This is a genomic window from Isoptericola jiangsuensis, from assembly GCF_048320105.1.
Classification (GTDB): domain Bacteria; phylum Actinomycetota; class Actinomycetes; order Actinomycetales; family Cellulomonadaceae; genus Isoptericola; species Isoptericola jiangsuensis_A.
In genome coordinates, this window is record NZ_CP182942.1 from 1,977,562 (window position 1) to 1,993,721 (window position 16,160).

The 16,160-nt window shown below is 74.7% G+C and carries 15 protein-coding genes; 7 read left to right on the forward strand and 8 right to left on the reverse strand.

Annotation, left to right across the window (positions count from 1 at the left end; genetic code table 11):
- On the reverse strand, nucleotides 1-816 hold the full coding sequence (locus ACNHYB_RS09250; protein WP_418275058.1) for a transglycosylase family protein: 816 nt from the start codon (nucleotides 814-816) through the stop codon (nucleotides 1-3).
- A 228-nt stretch (nucleotides 817-1,044) separates the two neighbouring features.
- Between ACNHYB_RS09250 and ACNHYB_RS09255 the strand changes: the two genes are divergently transcribed.
- From ACNHYB_RS09255 to ACNHYB_RS09265, 3 genes are all read left to right on the forward strand, one after another.
- Complete coding sequence (locus ACNHYB_RS09255) at nucleotides 1,045-3,615, forward strand: DEAD/DEAH box helicase (RefSeq protein WP_418275059.1); 2,571 nt, start codon at nucleotides 1,045-1,047, stop codon at nucleotides 3,613-3,615.
- Nucleotides 3,612-4,478 (forward strand): HpcH/HpaI aldolase/citrate lyase family protein, encoded by an 867-nt coding sequence (locus ACNHYB_RS09260; RefSeq protein WP_418275060.1) that lies wholly within the window; start codon nucleotides 3,612-3,614, stop codon nucleotides 4,476-4,478. The genes ACNHYB_RS09255 and ACNHYB_RS09260 overlap by 4 nt, the downstream gene beginning before the upstream one ends.
- Before the next feature lie 82 nt (nucleotides 4,479-4,560).
- Nucleotides 4,561-5,052 carry a hypothetical protein gene (locus ACNHYB_RS09265; RefSeq protein WP_418275061.1) on the forward strand — a complete coding sequence of 164 codons (492 nt, stop codon included), beginning with the start codon at nucleotides 4,561-4,563 and terminating at the stop codon, nucleotides 5,050-5,052.
- An 87-nt stretch (nucleotides 5,053-5,139) separates the two neighbouring features.
- Here the strand turns inward: ACNHYB_RS09265 and ACNHYB_RS09270 are convergent, their stop codons facing one another.
- The 7 genes from ACNHYB_RS09270 to ACNHYB_RS09300 form a co-directional block, all read right to left on the reverse strand.
- Nucleotides 5,140-5,571, reverse strand: a complete 432-nt coding sequence (locus tag ACNHYB_RS09270) for an Rv3654c family TadE-like protein (protein ID WP_418275062.1) — start codon at nucleotides 5,569-5,571, stop codon at nucleotides 5,140-5,142.
- The gene (locus ACNHYB_RS09275) at nucleotides 5,568-5,912 is read right to left on the reverse strand and encodes a TadE family type IV pilus minor pilin (RefSeq protein WP_418275063.1); all 345 of its coding nucleotides are present in this window, start codon (nucleotides 5,910-5,912) and stop codon (nucleotides 5,568-5,570) included. The genes ACNHYB_RS09270 and ACNHYB_RS09275 overlap by 4 nt, the downstream gene beginning before the upstream one ends.
- Nucleotides 5,909-6,217 (reverse strand): DUF4244 domain-containing protein, encoded by a 309-nt coding sequence (locus tag ACNHYB_RS09280; RefSeq protein WP_418275064.1) that lies wholly within the window; start codon nucleotides 6,215-6,217, stop codon nucleotides 5,909-5,911. Before ACNHYB_RS09280 ends, ACNHYB_RS09275 begins: the two co-directional genes overlap by 4 nt.
- An 87-nt stretch (nucleotides 6,218-6,304) precedes the next feature.
- Nucleotides 6,305-6,910, reverse strand: a complete 606-nt coding sequence (locus ACNHYB_RS09285) for a type II secretion system F family protein (RefSeq protein ID WP_418275065.1) — start codon at nucleotides 6,908-6,910, stop codon at nucleotides 6,305-6,307.
- A complete protein-coding gene (locus ACNHYB_RS09290) occupies nucleotides 6,907-7,560 on the reverse strand; it encodes a type II secretion system F family protein (protein WP_418275066.1) in 654 nt (217 codons plus the stop codon). Before ACNHYB_RS09290 ends, ACNHYB_RS09285 begins: the two co-directional genes overlap by 4 nt.
- Complete coding sequence (locus tag ACNHYB_RS09295) at nucleotides 7,557-8,714, reverse strand: TadA family conjugal transfer-associated ATPase (protein ID WP_418275067.1); 1,158 nt, start codon at nucleotides 8,712-8,714, stop codon at nucleotides 7,557-7,559. Before ACNHYB_RS09295 ends, ACNHYB_RS09290 begins: the two co-directional genes overlap by 4 nt.
- Nucleotides 8,711-9,643: a pilus assembly protein FlpE gene (locus ACNHYB_RS09300; protein ID WP_418275068.1), complete on the reverse strand. Its 933-nt coding sequence runs from the start codon at nucleotides 9,641-9,643 to the stop codon at nucleotides 8,711-8,713. Before ACNHYB_RS09300 ends, ACNHYB_RS09295 begins: the two co-directional genes overlap by 4 nt.
- A gap of 178 nt (nucleotides 9,644-9,821) precedes the next feature.
- On the opposite strand from ACNHYB_RS09300, the gene ACNHYB_RS09305 reads away from it, so the two are divergent.
- The 4 genes from ACNHYB_RS09305 to mshD all read left to right on the forward strand — a co-directional run bounded on the left by ACNHYB_RS09305 (nucleotide 9,822) and on the right by mshD (nucleotide 15,994).
- On the forward strand, nucleotides 9,822-10,652 hold the full coding sequence (locus tag ACNHYB_RS09305; RefSeq protein ID WP_418278024.1) for an HAD family hydrolase: 831 nt from the start codon (nucleotides 9,822-9,824) through the stop codon (nucleotides 10,650-10,652).
- Nucleotides 10,653-11,094: 442 nt separating this feature from the next.
- Nucleotides 11,095-13,107, forward strand: coding sequence for an acetate--CoA ligase (gene acs / locus ACNHYB_RS09310; protein WP_418275069.1), 2,013 nt, complete (start codon nucleotides 11,095-11,097; stop codon nucleotides 13,105-13,107).
- Nucleotides 13,108-13,574: 467 nt separating this feature from the next.
- Nucleotides 13,575-14,918 (forward strand): cellulase family glycosylhydrolase, encoded by a 1,344-nt coding sequence (locus tag ACNHYB_RS09315; RefSeq protein ID WP_418275070.1) that lies wholly within the window; start codon nucleotides 13,575-13,577, stop codon nucleotides 14,916-14,918.
- Nucleotides 14,919-15,004: 86 nt separating this feature from the next.
- Nucleotides 15,005-15,994 carry a mycothiol synthase gene (gene mshD / locus ACNHYB_RS09320; protein WP_418275071.1) on the forward strand — a complete coding sequence of 330 codons (990 nt, stop codon included), beginning with the start codon at nucleotides 15,005-15,007 and terminating at the stop codon, nucleotides 15,992-15,994.
- Nucleotides 15,995-16,160: the final 166 nt, after the last annotated feature.

The window sequence follows — 16,160 nt, forward strand, 5'->3', positions numbered from 1 at the left end:
TCAGCGCAGGCCGAGCTTGCGCGTGCAGTGGGGCCACTGGCCCCATCCGGCGCGGGCCTGGAGGATCTGGGCGCGCTTGGTCTGCTCGGCGGCGCTGTGGTGGTGCGGCAGGCCGCTGCCGCCGACGGACCGCCAGGTGCGCGCCGTGAACTGGTACATGCCGTGGTACCCGTTGCCGGTGCTGATGCCCGCGCGGCCGCCGGACTCGCACTGGGCGAGCTGGCGCCAGACGTCGCGCTGGGTGAGCCGGCTGGCCGACACCCACCCGGTCCTGCCGCCGGGGATGCGGACCTTGACCCGGTTGGTGTCACGACCGGTGGTGCGGGCGAGGCGCTTGACCTCGGTGCCGAGCGCGACGTGCCCGACGGTGCGCGACTTCGTGCCGATCTGCTGGGTGACCTTGACGCGGCCGGTGGTGAACCGCTTGCCGGTCACGTCCGTGAGCCGCGTGGTGGTGACGGCCTTCTTGCCGATCCAGCCGGTCTTCGAGCCCACCTTGACCTTGAGCAGCTTCGCGGATCGGCCGACGACGACGACGCGCGTGCCGTCGTCGGGCCGGGCGACCACACGGCTGGACCGGTTCCGCATCGTGGTGACCTTGGCGCGGTCCACCTTGACCCAGCGCACGGTGGACCGGGAGGCGGCCTGCACGCGTCCGGCGGCCGTGGTCGCCGGCGTGGGCACGACGGCGGTGACGGGGGACGTGGAGATGGCGGGTACGGCGGGTGCGGCGGAGGCGGGGGCTACGGTGAGGGGGACGAGGGCGGCGGCCGTCAGGGTGGCGAGGGCGGCGGCGATCCGTGGGGGTCGGGGCACGCCCACCAGGGAACGATGATCACGAAGTGATAACGAGCCGTTCCGGAATTGCTTCACCATTTCTTCAACAATGTTCGACGTGGCGCGCACATTATTTCTCGCATTGATCGCAGAAAGGCAAGGCCGCCTAAAAAGCATTCACCGTGCTTTGTCGTGACAAATGCACCAGAGGCCTGATCGAAGGCCCGGCACGACCACCTGCGAGGCCCTGGTGCGAGGATGTCCCCCGTGCCCCACGAGTCCCCGACCGCAGCGGCCGACCACCCGCTGCTCGACGTCCTCACCGCGCACGGGACCCGCGCCGACCGCCTCACCTGCGCCCGCACCCTGCCCGGACGCCCCGGCGTGCAAGCCGACTGGCCGACCTGGGCCGACCCCCGGATCGTCGCGGGCTACCGTGCCCTCGGCGTCGACCGCCCCTGGGTGCACCAGGTCGAGGCCGCCGAGGCGGCGCACCGCGGCGAGCACGTCGCGCTCGCGACCTCCACCGGATCCGGCAAGTCACTCGGCTTCTGGCTGCCCGCGCTCACCGCCGTCCGCGAGGCGCGCCGCACCGACCCCGAGGCCGCACGCCGCGACGCCGGACGCATCGAGACCGTGCGCCACCGCAACACCGTGCTCTACCTCTCCCCCACCAAGGCCCTCGCCGCCGACCAGCTCTCGGCGCTGGTGCGCCTCCTCGACGCCGCCGGCACGCCCGACGTGCGCGTCGCCACCTGCGACGGCGACACCCCCGCCGAGGAACGCCGCTGGATCGTCGACCACGCCGACGTCGTCCTCACCAACCCCGACATGCTGCACTTCACGATGCTGCCCACCCACCAGCGCTGGTCCCGGCTGCTGCGCGGGCTGCGCTACGTCGTCGTCGACGAGGGCCACGCCTACCGCGGCGTCTTCGGTGCGCACGTCTCCCTCGTGCTGCGCCGCCTCGCCCGGCTCGTCGAGCACCACGGCGGGCACCGACCCACCGTGGTCGTGGCGAGCGCGACGACGGCGGAGCCCGCCGTCAGCGCCGCCCGGCTCATCGGCACCACCCCGGACGAGGTCACCGCCGTCGTCACCGACACCTCCCCGTCGGGCCGACGCACCGTCGTGCTGTGGCAGCCCCCGGAGATCGCCGGGTTCGCGTTCGAACGGACCCGGCCCGACGGGACGGACCCCGCGGCCGACGACCCGTGGGCCCTGCCCGACCCCCTGGACCCCCGGGCGAACGAGGCCGACACGGTCCTCACCGGGCAGGGCAGGGCCGAGCACCCGCGCCGCTCCGCGACCGCCGAGGCCGCCGAGCTCCTCGCCGACCTCGCCGCGCACGGCGCCCGCACCCTCGCGTTCACCCGGTCACGGCGCGGCGCCGAGACCGTGGCCGAGGCCACCCGGGACCACCTGCGGCCCGTCTCCGGCGACCTCGCCGGCCGGGTCGCGGCGTACCGCGGCGGCTACCTGCCCGAGGAGCGCCGCGAGCTCGAACGGTCGCTGCGCACCGGCGAGCTCCTCGCCCTGGCCACGACGAACGCCCTCGAGCTCGGCGTCGACATCTCCGGCCTCGACGCCGTGCTCGTCGCGGGCTGGCCCGGCACCCGCATGTCGCTGTGGCAGCAGGCCGGACGCGCCGGACGCGCCGGGGCCGACGGCCTCGTCGCGTTCATCGCCCGCGAGGACCCGCTGGACACCTACCTGGTGACCCACCCCGAAGCCGTGTTCGACGCACCGCTCGAGGCGTGCGTGTTCGACCCCGGCAACCCGTACGTCCTCGCGCCGCAGCTCTGCGCGGCCGCCCAGGAGCTGCCCCTGCGCGCCGAGGCGCTCGCCGGCTTCGGCGAGCCGGCGCGGGTTCGCGAGATCCTCGACGTGCTCGTCGCGCGAGGCCTCCTGCGACGTCGCCCCTCCGGCTGGTACTGGACGCACGCGCAGCCCGCGGCGGCCATGGCGGACCTGCGCGGGTCCGGCGGGCAGCCCGTCCGTGTCGTCGAGGCCACGACCGGCCGCCTGCTCGGCACCGTGGACGCCGGCTCGGCGGACTCCCAGGTGCACGACGGCGCCGTCTACGTCCACCAGGGCGTCACGTTCGTCGTCGACCGGCTCGACCTGGCCGACCACGTCGCCCTCGTGGTGCGCCGCGACGTGCAGCACGCGACCTGGTCCCACGAGGTCATGGAGATCGCGCTGGCCGCCGCCGGCGACACCGAGCACCCCGCGCCGGAGGGCTCCGCCCCGGCCCGGGAACGGCAGTGGGGTCCCGTCACCTGGGGGCTCGGACCGGTGGAGGTGACGAGCCAGGTCGTCGGGTTCCAGCGGCGCCGCGTGCCGGACATGCAGGTGCTCGACACCGAGCAGCTCGACCTGCCCGCCCGGACACTCGGCACGCAGGCCGTGTGGTGGTCCGTGCCCACGCACGTGCTGCGGGCCGCGGGCGTCGACGAGGACGTCGCTCCCGGTGCCCTGCACGCGGCCGAGCACGCCGCCATCGGTCTGCTCCCCCTGCTGGCCACCTGTGACCGGTGGGACCTCGGCGGGGTGTCGACCGCGCTGCACCCGGACACCGGCGAGGCGACGGTGTTCGTCTACGACGCCTACCCCGGTGGCGCCGGTTTCGCCGAGCGCGGCTACGAACAGGGCGAGCAGTGGCTGCGGGCCGTGCGCGACGCGGTCGACGCCTGCCCCTGCGCCGACGGCTGCCCCGCCTGCGTGCAGTCCCCCAAGTGCGGCAGCGAGAACTCCCCGCTCGACAAGTCCGCGGCGATCCGGCTGCTCGACGCCGTCCTGTCGCACGCCCCCGGCGGGCCTACGATCGACGCGTGACCACCGACGACCTCCCCACCCGCCGCGCCGCCCGGGAGGACTCCCGCGTCGACGCCGCCAACTCCCGTTCCTGGCTGCTCGTCAACGCGCTGAAGGCGGACCTGTTCGACGCGGCCCAGCTCTCGCGCGCCGACCAGGTCGTCCTCGACTGCGAGGACGCGGTCGACGACTCCCGCAAGCAGGAGGCGCGCGCCCTCGTGCTGGACTGGTTCGCCGCGGGCGGGCGCGCGTGGGTGCGCATCAACGAGCGCACGCTGCCCGCCTGGGAGGACGACATGCGGGCGTTCCGCGACGCCGACGGGCTGTGCGGGGTGGTGCTTGCCAAGTGCGAGAGCGCCGACCAGGTGGTGGACACGGTGCAGCGCCTCGGCGGGCAGCTCCCCGTGATCCCCCTGGTCGAGTCGGCGCTCGGCATCGAGGAGGCCGTCTCGATCGCACGGGCGCCCGGGGCGTTCCGCCTCGCGTTCGGCTCCGGCGACTACCGCCGTGACACGGGGGCGGCGAACGAGCCGCTGGCGATGGCCTACCCGCGGGCGCGGCTCGTCAACGCCTCCCGCATCGGAGGGCTGCCCGGGCCCATCGACGGGCCGACCGTCGGGTCCAGCCACCCGCTGCTGCGCGAGCAGTCGGACGACGCGGTGGCGATGGGCATGACGGGGCGCCTCTGCCTCGACCTCGAGCAGCCCGCCGTGGTCAACGAGCGCCTGTCCCCCGCCCCGGCGGACGTCGCCTGGGCCGTCGACTTCTTCGCCGAGTTCGAGGCGGCCGGGTCGATCATCCGCGACGGTTCGGACAAGCCCCGTCTGGCGCGCGCACGCCTCATCACGGAGCGCGCTCAGCTCTTCGGCATCAATCCTTCCTGACACCTTGTCGTCAATGTCCGGTTGGCGGTAGTTTGCGGCGACCTCATGGTCACCCATCCCCACCTCACCAAGGACATCTCCCATGTGGTACCTCCCTGAACTCTTCGCCCAGGACGGCACGTTCGCGACCTATGTCGTCGCCCTCGTCGTCTCCGGCCTGCTGACCATCGTCATCGGCGCCGTGACCTCCTCGCTCAGCGCGGGCAAGCGGCTCCTGTCGAGCCTCCTCGGGCTCGCGATGCTGGGCTACGGCGTCTACCTGTACCTCTTCCTGCCGATGGAGTACTGGATCGCCTGGTACGTCTTCGCCGTTCCGCTGCTCGCCGTCATCCAGGCGTTCCAGGCCGTGCGAGAAGCACGTCGGAGCACGTCCGCCACCGAGGGCGCCACCGACGGGACCGGTGACGGGACCGGTGACGGGACCGGTGACGGGACCGGTGACGAGGCCGGCCACGGGGCCGCCGGGGCGACCACCGGAGAGGCCTCCTCGGCCGGTGCGCCCGCGCCGCAGCAGCCGTCCACCAGCACGGCGCCCGAGGCCGCCGGGCCGAAGGTCGCGCCGCCGCTGCACTGACACGCCCGGTCCGTGACGGCCGTCCCGGGCAGGCACGGTCGCCACGGCGGCGCGTGGCAGGCAGAGCCGGCAGAGCTGTCACGGCTGTCACGGTGGCCCGTTCGTGCGCGCGGAGGCCGGACCTGCGCGCGCCCGGGCGGTCGCCACCCCGGCGAGGTCCACGACGTGGCCGGCAGGTCGCGACGCCACGACGGCGACCACGCCACCCTCCTCGACCACGCACCCGGCCAGGCCGGACCCGTTGCGGGCGACGGTCCGCCCCGCCGTCGTGCAGGCGTCGAGGCCGTGCCGGAGCGCCGAGGCTCCGGCCAGCGCACCGAGATCGGCGGCGGACTGCGCGGTCACCCTGGCCTGCTGGGCGCTGCCGAGGGCGCTCAGGCCGGCCATGCAGAGCAGGACGACGGCGACGATGCCGATCAGGAGCACCGTGCCCGCGCCCCGCTCGCCTCCGCCGGCACCCTCACCGGCAGCATGCCCACCGGTGGCCGGCTCACCGGCAGCACGCTCGCCGCCGGTCACGGCTCCACCCAGGCGACGGCCTCGCCGGTCGCCACCAGCGGCCCGGACCAGGCACCGACGACCGGGCGGGTCACGACGACCCGCACCCACTCGCCCTCGTCCACGAGCGTCGCGCTGACGCCGTCACCACCGACCCGGGCGACGGCCGCGTGCACGACGTCGGCCGGTTCACCGATCGCCACGAGGCGCGCGCCCGCCCGGGCCGCGTCCCCCGCACGGAGCTGTGCGACGGACGCGGCCACGAGCGTGAGCACCGCGACCAGGAGCACGGCCACCACGGGCAGCCCGACGGCGAGCTCGGCCGTGACGGACCCTCGCTCACCCCGGTCGCGGGCGGTCATACCGTCAGCGCCTGGCCGACGATGCCCTCCAGGAGGCCCCGCACGGTGTCGCTCTGCAGGACGACGATGAGCAGCCCGGCGAACCCCACGGCCGCGATCGTCGCGATCGCGTACTCCGCGGTCGCCAGGCCCGCCTCCGGGTCGAGGGGTTCGGCGGAGACCTGCGGGACGCCGGCTCCGGGCGGCGGGCCCACCTCGTCGGCGCGGTCGGCAGCGCGGTCGACGGCGCGGTCGGCAGCGCGGTCGGCAGCGCGGTCGGCAGCGCGGTCGGTACGTCCTGCCGGGTGGACGTCGTGCTCGGTCATGGTCTTCTCCTTCGTGCGGCGGGCGCAGGCCCGCATCGGTGGCGCGACCGGTCGGTCGCCCCGACGCCCTGGTGGGCGACGTCTGGATCAGCCGGACAACAGGTCCGTGCCGAGGGCGAGCAGCACGGGCGTGAGCCCGAGGAGGATGAACGCCGGCAGGTAGCAGACGCCGAGGGGCAGCACGAGCCGCACCCCGAGCCGCGCCGCCGCCGTCCGGGCGGAGGTCCGCCGCTCGTGCAGCACCTCCTGCCCGGCGGCACGCAGCGCCTCGCCCGGCGCCGCCCCGTCGTGCCACGCTCCCCGCAAGGCCTGCCGCAGCGGGTCGAGCGGTGCCGACGACCGTGCCGGCGGCGGTGCAGCGGCCCACGCGGCGTCCCAGTCGGCGCCGAGTCGCAGCCCGGACGCCACGACGTGCAGTGTCCGGCCGTCGACCCCTCCGACGGCGCCGCCGACGGCCTCCAGTGCGCGTGGCACGGCCGCGCCCGAGCGCACGGCGGCCGCCACCAGCTCCAGCAGCACCGGGACGTCGACGCGGCCACCCGTCACAGCGGCCCCGGGCACCTGCCCGGTCGCCCCTTCCGGTGCCACGACGCTCCTGCCCAGGTCTCCGGCACGCCGGCGGGCGACCCTGCTCGCCGCCCACCAGGGCGACGTGCCGACGAGGCAGAGCAGGCACACCACGGTGAACGTCATGGCGCACCCCCGGCCGCCCGCGCGGACGCCACGAGCCGTCCCGTCCACCACCGGCCCGCGCCGAGCGCGACGACCCCGGCGCAGACGGCGGCCGTGCCGACCCCGCCGTCGGTGGCCGAGGCGACCGGGTCGGCACCCAGTGCCGCACCCAGCACCGTCCCCAGCAGCGGCAGCCACAGCAGGAGCCGTGCGGTCGTCCGCGGTCCGGCGAGCGACGCCTCCCGGTCCGCCTGTGCCTCGGCCTCGGCCACGAGGGCGTCGGCCACGGACTCGAGCACCCGTCCGAGCGGCGCCCCGACCTCGCCGGCGAGTCGGGCCGCGGCGACGACGGCGGCCGCAGGGCCCGGGCCACCGACCACGGGGGCCAGCTCGACGGCGTCGGGGACGCCGTCCGGCCCGGAGCGGACACCCAGCGCCCGCGACCACGCGACCGACGGCGGGGCACCGGACCTCAGGAGCGCGACGACCTGTGCCAGCACGACCCGGACCCGGCCGGCGTCGTCCTGAGCCGCCGTCCGCAAGAGCCGACGCATCCTCCCGGCTGCCGCAGGGCGGGTGACGGACAACGCCGCGGCGCGGCGACCGGCGGGGACGGTCACGGACCAGACGGCGCCAGCCACGCACGCCCCGACCACCAGCGCCGCGCTCATGGCACCCACCGGTCCACGAGGTCGTCCCAGCCCGCCGCGTACCGGGGACCGTCGGCGCAGGTCCCGTCCCAGGTCGCCACGGGCCGCACCGCCAGGCCACCGGACGGCGCGGCCCCGACCGTCGCGATCTGCGCCAGGTACCTCACCCCGGCCCGACGGCGCAGGTGCAGCACGACGTCGAGGGCGGCGGCGGCCTGGGCGGCGACCGCCGCGCGCGGCATCCCCGCCAGTGCGGCCAACGCCTCCAGACGGGCGGGGACGTGCTCGGCGGCGTTGGCGTGCACCGTCGCCATGCCGCCGTCGTGCCCGGTGTTCAGGGCGAGCAGCAGCTCGCGCACCTCCGCGCCACGGCACTCGCCGAGCACGATCCGGTCGGGGCGCATCCGCAGCGCACCACGCACCAGGTCGCTCAACGTGACCTCTCCGACTCCCTCCACGTTGGGGCGACGGGCGGCGAGCGCGACGACGTGCGGGTGGACGGGGGCGAGCTCGCGCGCCTCCTCGACGGTGATGATGCGTTCGTCGTCGCCCACGAGGCCGACGAGTGCGGCGAGCAGCGTGGTCTTGCCGGTCCCGGTACCGCCGGTGACCAGCAGGTTCGCCCGGCCGCGCACCAGGCCGTCGAGCACGGGCACCCAGGCTGCGGGGGCGGCTCCGCCCCGGATCAGGGCAGGCAGGTCGAGGCTGGCCTGCCGCAGCACCCGGAGCGCGATCACGGCCCCGTGGGGCGCGACGGGTTCGACGGCGGCGTGGAGCCGGGTCCCGTCCGGGAGCCTGGCGTCGACCACGGGGCTGGCGTCGTCGAGCCGTTGGCCGCCGAGCGCCGCCATGCGCACCGCGAGCGCCCGGACCGCCGACGGGCCGGCGAACCTGGTGCCGGCGCGGCGCAGGCCGTCACCGTGGTCGACCCAGACGTCGTGGGGTCCGTTGACGAGCACGTCGGTGACTCCCGGTGACTCCAGCAGCTCCTGGAGGGGTCCCGCCCCGGTCAGCTCCGCGCGGGCGGCGCGGGTGAGGTCGGCCAGGGCCTCGGAGCCCAGGAGGCGTCCGCTCGCGCGCAGCGCCTGGGCCAGCGCGGTGTCGTCGGGGAGGTCGGGTCCGGACGACAGCCGGGACCGGACGTCGGCGAGCAGGGTCGGGTCGACGGCGGTCACGCGGACCCTCCGGGCAGCGTGCCGGTCGGGGTGGCCGGGGTGCGGTCCAGCTTTGCGGTGACCGCCTCGGCGGCTCGTCGCAGCGGGCTGCGGCGTCGGCCGGGTGGGCCGTCGCCGCGCTCGACGTCGCCCGCGAGCCGGGCGTCCCAGCCGGCGACGACGTCGACGTCGCGGCCGAGGGCCGCGGCGAGCTCTGCGGCGTCGATGCGCCCCGGCGCCGGTCCTCGGGCGACGAGCAGCACGTCTCGCACGCCCAGGTCGACGAGCAGGCCGTGCGCGGCGACGGCTCCGGCGGCTCCGGGTGCCGTCAGCGGGGCGACGAGCAGCACGGCGTCGGCCGCCGAGACGAGGGAACGGCAGGCGTCGTCCCACCCTCCGGGGCGGGGGAGGTCGAGGACGACGCACTCCCCGGCCCGCAGCAGCGCGGTGACGACGTCGAGCACGACGGCGGCGTCGGGCGTGGTGGGGGTGGCGCGCGTCCCGGACAGCACGGGCACCGCTCCCCACCGCGGCAGTGCCGCGAGCAGGTCGGCACCGTCGACGCTGCCTCGCGCGTCGGAGAGGTCCGGCCAGCGTGCACCCGGGGTCGTCTCGATGCCGAGCAGCACGTCGAGCCCGCCCCCGGGCAGGTCGAGGTCGACCAGGGTGGCAGGGCGCGGACGTCGGCGCAGGGATCGGGCGACCGCTGCGGCGAGCAGGCTGGTCCCGGCGCCTCCGCACGCGCCCACGACGGCGACGAGGCGCGCCGGGGTCGCGGACGTGCCCGGTGGGGCCGGGGGCGTGACCGGCCAGGAGTCTCCCGGCGACCCGGCCGGGCGACCCACCGACGGTCCCGCCGCCGGCCCCTCCGCCAGTCCCTCGGCCAGTCCTTCGGCCAGTCCTTCGGTCAGTCCTTCCAGGGGGCCGGACTGCGTGTCTGCGATGTCCATGCCGCCCACCCTGACGAGGTGACGCCCTCGGGCACCGCGCCGACCGGGCGACCTGTGGACGGCCCCGGGCTGTGGTCCACGGCCGGGCCACGCTCCGCTGCGCCCACGACGTGCGACGGCCGTGACGCGTGGCGCGGGCGGGGAGCACTAGGCTCGTTCCGTGAGCGTCTCGCCGAACCTGCCGCCGTCGCCGGGTCGAGTGCCCGGTGCCGTGCCGGGCTCCCGCGCGGGCCGACGGGTCGCGGCGTTCTTCGACCTCGACAAGACGGTCATCGCGACGAGCTCGACGGCCGCGTTCTCCCAGTCGTTCTTCGCCGGTGGGCTCATCACCCGCGGCGACGTGCTGCGCAGCGCGTACGCGCACTTCCTGTACCTGCTGTCCAGCGCGGACGCGGCGCAGACGGAGCGGATGCGCCAGCACCTGTCGGAGCTGGCGACGGGCTGGGACGTGGCCAAGGTGAAGCAGATCGTCGCCGAGACGCTGCACGAGCACATCGACCCGTACGTCTACGCCGAGGCCGTCGACCTCATCACCGAGCACCACGCGATGGGTCACGACGTCGTCGTCGTCTCCGCGTCGGGCACGGAGCTGGTCGAGCCGATCGCGGCGATGCTCGGCGCGGACCACGTCGTCGCGACGCGCATGACGGTCGCCGAGGGCAGGTTCACCGGGGAGATCGACTTCTACGCGTACGGCGAGAACAAGGCGACGGCGATCCGCGAGATCGCGGCCGCGCGGGGGTACGACCTGGAGAACAGCTACGCCTACTCGGACTCGATCACCGACGCGCCGATGCTGGCCGCCGTCGGGCACGGGTTCGCCGTGAACCCGGACCGGGCGCTGCGGCGCCTCGCGGCGGACAACGGATGGGGCATGCTGACGTTCTCCCGCCCGGTGGCCCTGCGCCCGCGCATCCGCCCGACACCGGTGCTGGCCGTCGCCGGCGTCCTCGCGGCCGCGGCCGTGACCTGGTGGGTCGTGAGCCGGTACCGCCGACGCCGCGACTGACGCCTCCTGCGGGTTGCGGGCACGTCGGGTCGGGCGTTCCATGGAAGCACCAGAACGGTGCGGGGGACCCACGCTCAACTAGTCCACGTCAGGACACGCCGAGCGGGCTCGACCCGGTACGGCGACGCAGTGGCAACGCGCCTGCTACCCACCGCACCGTCCGGCGGGAGCGGCGCTCGGTGGCAGTGACCCGGGCGCCGTTACTCGTGCCCGCCACGCCGAGGTCGCGGGGAGCGGTCCGGACCACGTCGTCGTCCTGGTGGGCCACGCGGTCCGCGGCCTCCAAGGATATTTGCGAGGCTGCCTGCTTAATCGTGAGAGGGTGTGATCCCCGGCACGTCACGGGGATAGACTCCCCGAGGAGAGCCGCAGACGGACACGTACGCCCCGCGCGTGCGGCGGACCCTGACGACGGACACATCGCGACGACGCGGAGGTATCAGTGACCGACACCCAGCCCACGAGCACCAACCTGGAGAACCTGCTCCACGAGAACCGCGCGTTCCCCCCGAGCGCCGAGTTCGCCGCGCAGGCCAACGCCACGGCGTCCCTCTACGAGGAGGCCGCGGCGGACCGCCTCGGGTTCTGGGCCGACCAGGCCCGCGAGCTCGTGAGCTGGCGCACCCCCTTCACCGAGACCCTCGACTGGTCGGGCGCACCGGTCGCCCGCTGGTTCGCCGACGGCACGCTCAACGCCGCCTACAACGCCGTCGACCGCCACGTCGAGAACGGGCTCGGGGACCGCGTGGCGATCCACTTCGAGGGTGAGGGCGGCGACACCCGCACCGTCACCTACGCCGACCTGCAGCGCGAGGTGGCCCGCGCCGCCAACGCCATCGCCGCGCTCGGCGTCGAGACCGGCGACCGCGTCGTCATCTACCTGCCGATGCTCGTCGAGTCCGTCGTCGCGATGCTCGCGTGCGCCCGGCTCGGCGCACCGCACTCCGTCGTCTTCGGCGGGTTCAGCGCCGACGCGCTGCGCTCCCGGATCGCCGACGCCGAGGCCAAGCTGGTCATCACCGCTGACGGCGGGTTCCGCCGCGGCGCGCCCAGCGCCCTCAAGCCCGCCGTCGACGAGGCGCTCGAACCCCGCGAGGGCGAGCCCGCCACGACCGTCCAGCACGTCCTGGTGGTGCGCCGCACCGAGCAGGACGTCGCCTGGACCGAGGGCCGCGACGTCTGGTGGCACGACGCCGTCGACGCGGCGGACACCTACCACGAGCCCGTGTGGGTCGAGTCCGAGCACCCCCTGTTCATCCTGTACACCTCCGGCACCACCGGGAAGCCGAAGGGAATCCTGCACACCACCGGCGGCTACCTCACGCAGACCGCCTACACCCACAAGAACGTGTTCGACCTGAAGGCCGAGTCCGACGTCTACTGGTGCACCGCCGACATCGGCTGGGTCACCGGGCACTCGTACGTCGTCTACGGGCCGCTGCTCAACGGTGCCACGCAGGTGATCTACGAGGGCACCCCGGACACCCCGCACCGCGGCCGCTGGTGGGAGATCGTCCAGAAGTACTCCGTGTCGATCCTGTACACCGCCCCCACGGCGATCCGCACCTGCATGAAGTGGGGCGACGACATCCCCGCGGAGTTCGACCTGTCGTCCCTGCGCGTGCTCGGCTCGGTGGGCGAACCCATCAACCCCGAGGCGTGGATGTGGTATCGCCGCGTGATCGGCGCGGACAGCACCCCGATCGTGGACACCTGGTGGCAGACGGAGACGGGCGCCATCATGATCAGCCCGCTGCCCGGCGTGACGGCGGCGAAGCCCGGCTCGGCGCAGGTCGCGCTGCCCGGCATCAGCGCCGACGTCGTCGACGACGAGGCCACGTCCGTGCCCGACGGTGGCGGCGGGTACCTGGTGCTGTCCGAGCCGTGGCCGTCGATGCTGCGCGGCATCTGGGGCGACCTGCAGCGGTTCAAGGACACCTACTGGTCGCGGTTCCCCGGGATCTACTTCGCCGGCGACGGCGCCAAGAAGGACGACGACGGCGACATCTGGCTGCTCGGCCGGGTCGACGACGTCATGAACGTCTCCGGTCACCGACTGTCCACCACGGAGATCGAGTCGGCGCTGGTGTCGCACGAGATCGTGGCGGAGGCCGCCGTCGTCGGTGCTGCGGACGACACGACCGGTCAGGCCGTCGTCGCGTTCGTCATCCTGCGCGGCGAGCACGCGGGCGACGCCGAGAGCGAGGAGGGGTCGGCGGCCATCTCGGAGACGCTGCGCTCGCACGTCGCCAAGGAGATCGGGCCCATCGCCAAGCCGCGGCGCGTGCTGGTCGTCCCGGAGCTGCCGAAGACGAGGTCCGGCAAGATCATGCGCCGGCTCCTGCGCGACGTCGCCGAGAACCGCACCGTGGGCGACGCGACGACGCTCGCGGACGCCTCGGTGATGGACCTGATCGCGACGGGGCTCTCGTCCGGCGCCAAGTCGGAGGACTGACCCGGAGCGAGCTTGCGAGCACAGGGCCAGTCCGACCACAGACACCGCGGACTGACCCGGAGCGAGCTTGCGAGCACAGGGCCAGTCCGACCACAGACACCGCGGACCGACCCGGAGCGAGCTTGCGAGCACAGGGCCAGTCCGACCACAGACACCGCGGACCGACCCGGAGCGAGCCCGCGAGCCCGCGAGCACTGAACGCACCTCTCGACGAGATCGTCGGACCGTGACAAAGGTCCGACGATCTCGTCGTCGCGCACGCTTGGCTTAAGCGTTTCAGTAGACGACGAGGCGCGCCGTTCGGCGCGACAGTGGCACGGAAAGGTCCCACCGAGAGACAAGGACGTCCGACGATGTCACCTTCCCCAGCCCTTTCGGGCACTGCATCTGCGGTCGGCGAGCGACGGTCCCGTGCGACGGCGGTCACGGCGGGCGCCGCGGCGGCGACCCTCCTGGCCACCGGTGCGGTGGCGTTCGCCGTCGCCGCCCCACCTGCCCACGCCGACACCCCGCCCGGCATCCACGTCTCCGACGGCCGGATCGTCGAGGCGGACGGCACCGACCTGGTGATGCGCGGCGTGAACCACGCCCACACCTGGTACACCCACACGACGGACTCGTTCGCGGACATCAAGGAGGCCGGCGCGAACACCGTGCGCGTGGTCCTGTCCAGCGGCGACCAGTGGACCCGCAACGACCCGGCCGACGTGGCGGACATCGTCGAGCTGTGCCGCGAGAACCGGCTGGTGTGCATGCTCGAGGTGCACGACACCACGGGCTACGGCGACCAGTACGCCCCGGACGCCGCGACCCTGGACCAGGCCGTCGACTACTGGGAGGACCTGTACCCCACCCTGGAGGGCACCGAGGACTTCATCCTCGTCAACATCGGCAACGAGCCGATGGGCAACGACGACGCCACGAACGCGACGTGGGCGTCGGAGACGTCGGCGGCGATCGAGCGGATGCGCACCATCGGCTACGAGCACGCGCTGGTGGTGGACGCCCCCAACTGGGGCCAGGACTGGAAGAACTACATGCGCCCGGCGGCGGCGGACGTGTTCGCCGCCGACCCAGACGCGAACACGATCTTCTCGATCCACATGTACGGCGTGTACAACCAGCCGCAGACCATCACCGACTACCTGGAGTTCTTCGTGGACGCCGGCCTGCCGATCATGGTGGGCGAGTTCGGCTGGCAGCAGACGTCGGCGGACGTCGACGAGGACGTCGTGCTGTCGGAGGCGGAGCGGTTGGACCTCGGCTGGCTGGCCTGGTCGTGGAGCGGCAACACCGACCCGTACCTCGACATGGTGCTGAACTTCGACGCCTCGACGCCCAGCGCCTGGGGCACCCGCATCATCGAGGGGCCGCAGGGCCTGCAGGAGACCGCGGTGGAGGCGTCGTGGTTCGGCGGCCCCACCGGTGAACCGACCGAGGAACCCACGGAGGAGCCCACCGAGGAACCGACCGAGGAACCCACCGAGGAGCCCACCGAGGAGCCCACGGACGACGCCTGCACGGCGACGGTCACGGTGACCGGCTCGTGGCCGGGCGGCTGGCAGGGCGCCCTCACCGTCGCCGCTGGCGACGCGGCGATCGCGGGCTGGACGACGACGTTCGCCCTCCCGGCGGGCGCGGGCGTCGCGCAGCTGTGGGGTGGCGAGCACTCCTCGACGGCGACGGGCGAGCAGGTCTCGAACGCTCCGTGGAACGGGTCGCTCGCGGCCGGAGGCACGACGACGGCCGGCTTCATCGGCACCGGCGCCGCGCCGACCACCGCTCCGGAGGTGACCTGCACCGCCGGCTGACCCAGGCGGCTCCCCTCGACCAGGCGGTCGTGCCCGCGCTCCACCCGGAGTGCGGGCACGGCCGCCTGGTCGGTGACAATGGGACGGTGTCCGCACCTCTGGAGATCGGCCCCCTCGCCCCCGCCACGCAGGACGCCGTCCGCGCGCTCGCCGCCGCGGCTGCGGCCCACGACGGCGTCGCTCCGCTGTCGGAGCAGCCGCTGCTGAACCTGGGCGTCGACGACGCCGCCGTCACCCACGCCCTCGTCCGGGGGCCGGCCGGCGACGCCGTGGCCTACCTCCAGGTGGACCGGGGCGGAGACGTGGCGAGCGCCGAGCTCGTCGTGCACCCTGCCCACCGCCGCGCGGGCACGGGCACGCTCCTGCTGGGCACCGCGGAGCGTGACGCCCGCCTGCCGGAGCGGTCCGGCGCCCCGGACCAGCGGGGCAAGCCGCTGCGCGTGTGGGCGCACGGGGACCTGGAGTCCGCCCGCGGGTTCGCGGCCGCCCGCGGCTACACGCTCGTCCGCGAGCTGCTGTTCCTCGCCCGGCCGCTGACCGGTGCGGACGCCCCGCCCGCCCCGGACGCTCCCGGCGGCATCACGCTGCGCACGTTCCGCCCCGGGGACGACGACGAGGCGTGGGTGGCGCTGAACGCCCGCGCGTTCGCGGACCACCCGGAGCAGGGCCGGCTCACCGTGGACGACCTGCACCGGCGGATGGCCGAGCCGTGGTTCGACGCGGACGGGCTGTGGCTCGCCCAGGACGAGGACGGCACCCTGGCGGGGTCGATCTGGACGAAGATCCCCACCGACCAGCCGCAGGACGACCGCGACGGCGAGATCTACGCCGTCGGCGTCTCCCCGCAGGCGCAGGGCCGGGGCATCGGCGGGTTCCTGACCGCCGTCGGGCTGCACGGCCTGCGGGCGGCGGGCTGCACGCGTGCCGTGCTGTACGTCGACGGCGACAACGCCGCCGCGCTGGCGACCTACGCGCGCACCGGGTTCACCCGGGCGGCCGTCGACACCCAGTACGCCCCCGCGGCGCGCGCCCACGACGGCGCCCCGGGCTCCGCCCCCGCCGGCCGCACCGACTGACCGCGCGGACGGCGCGCACGTCACCCGCTGTTCACCGATCGGTGCCACGATGGGCACATGACCGTGTCCAGCTCACGAACGGCGCGGAGGCGTGATGCCCGAGGGCGATTCGTCTCCGCTGCGACCAGCGCACCGTCCGAACCTCGCACGACCGTGAAAGCAGGCC

What these genes read in the sequence shown, in the direction of transcription:
- ACNHYB_RS09290 (WP_418275066.1), bottom strand. Translation starts at nt 7,560, where the DNA reads ATGAGCGCGGCGCTGGTGGTCGGGGCGTGCGTGGCTGGCGCCGTCTGG.
- ACNHYB_RS09300 (WP_418275068.1), bottom strand. Translation starts at nt 9,643, where the DNA reads ATGGACATCGCAGACACGCAGTCCGGCCCCCTGGAAGGACTGACCGAA.
- ACNHYB_RS09280 (WP_418275064.1), bottom strand. Translation starts at nt 6,217, where the DNA reads ATGACCGAGCACGACGTCCACCCGGCAGGACGTACCGACCGCGCTGCC.
- ACNHYB_RS09265 (WP_418275061.1), top strand. Translation starts at nt 4,561, where the DNA reads ATGTGGTACCTCCCTGAACTCTTCGCCCAGGACGGCACGTTCGCGACC.
- ACNHYB_RS09275 (WP_418275063.1), bottom strand. Translation starts at nt 5,912, where the DNA reads ATGACCGCCCGCGACCGGGGTGAGCGAGGGTCCGTCACGGCCGAGCTC.
- ACNHYB_RS09285 (WP_418275065.1), bottom strand. Translation starts at nt 6,910, where the DNA reads ATGACGTTCACCGTGGTGTGCCTGCTCTGCCTCGTCGGCACGTCGCCC.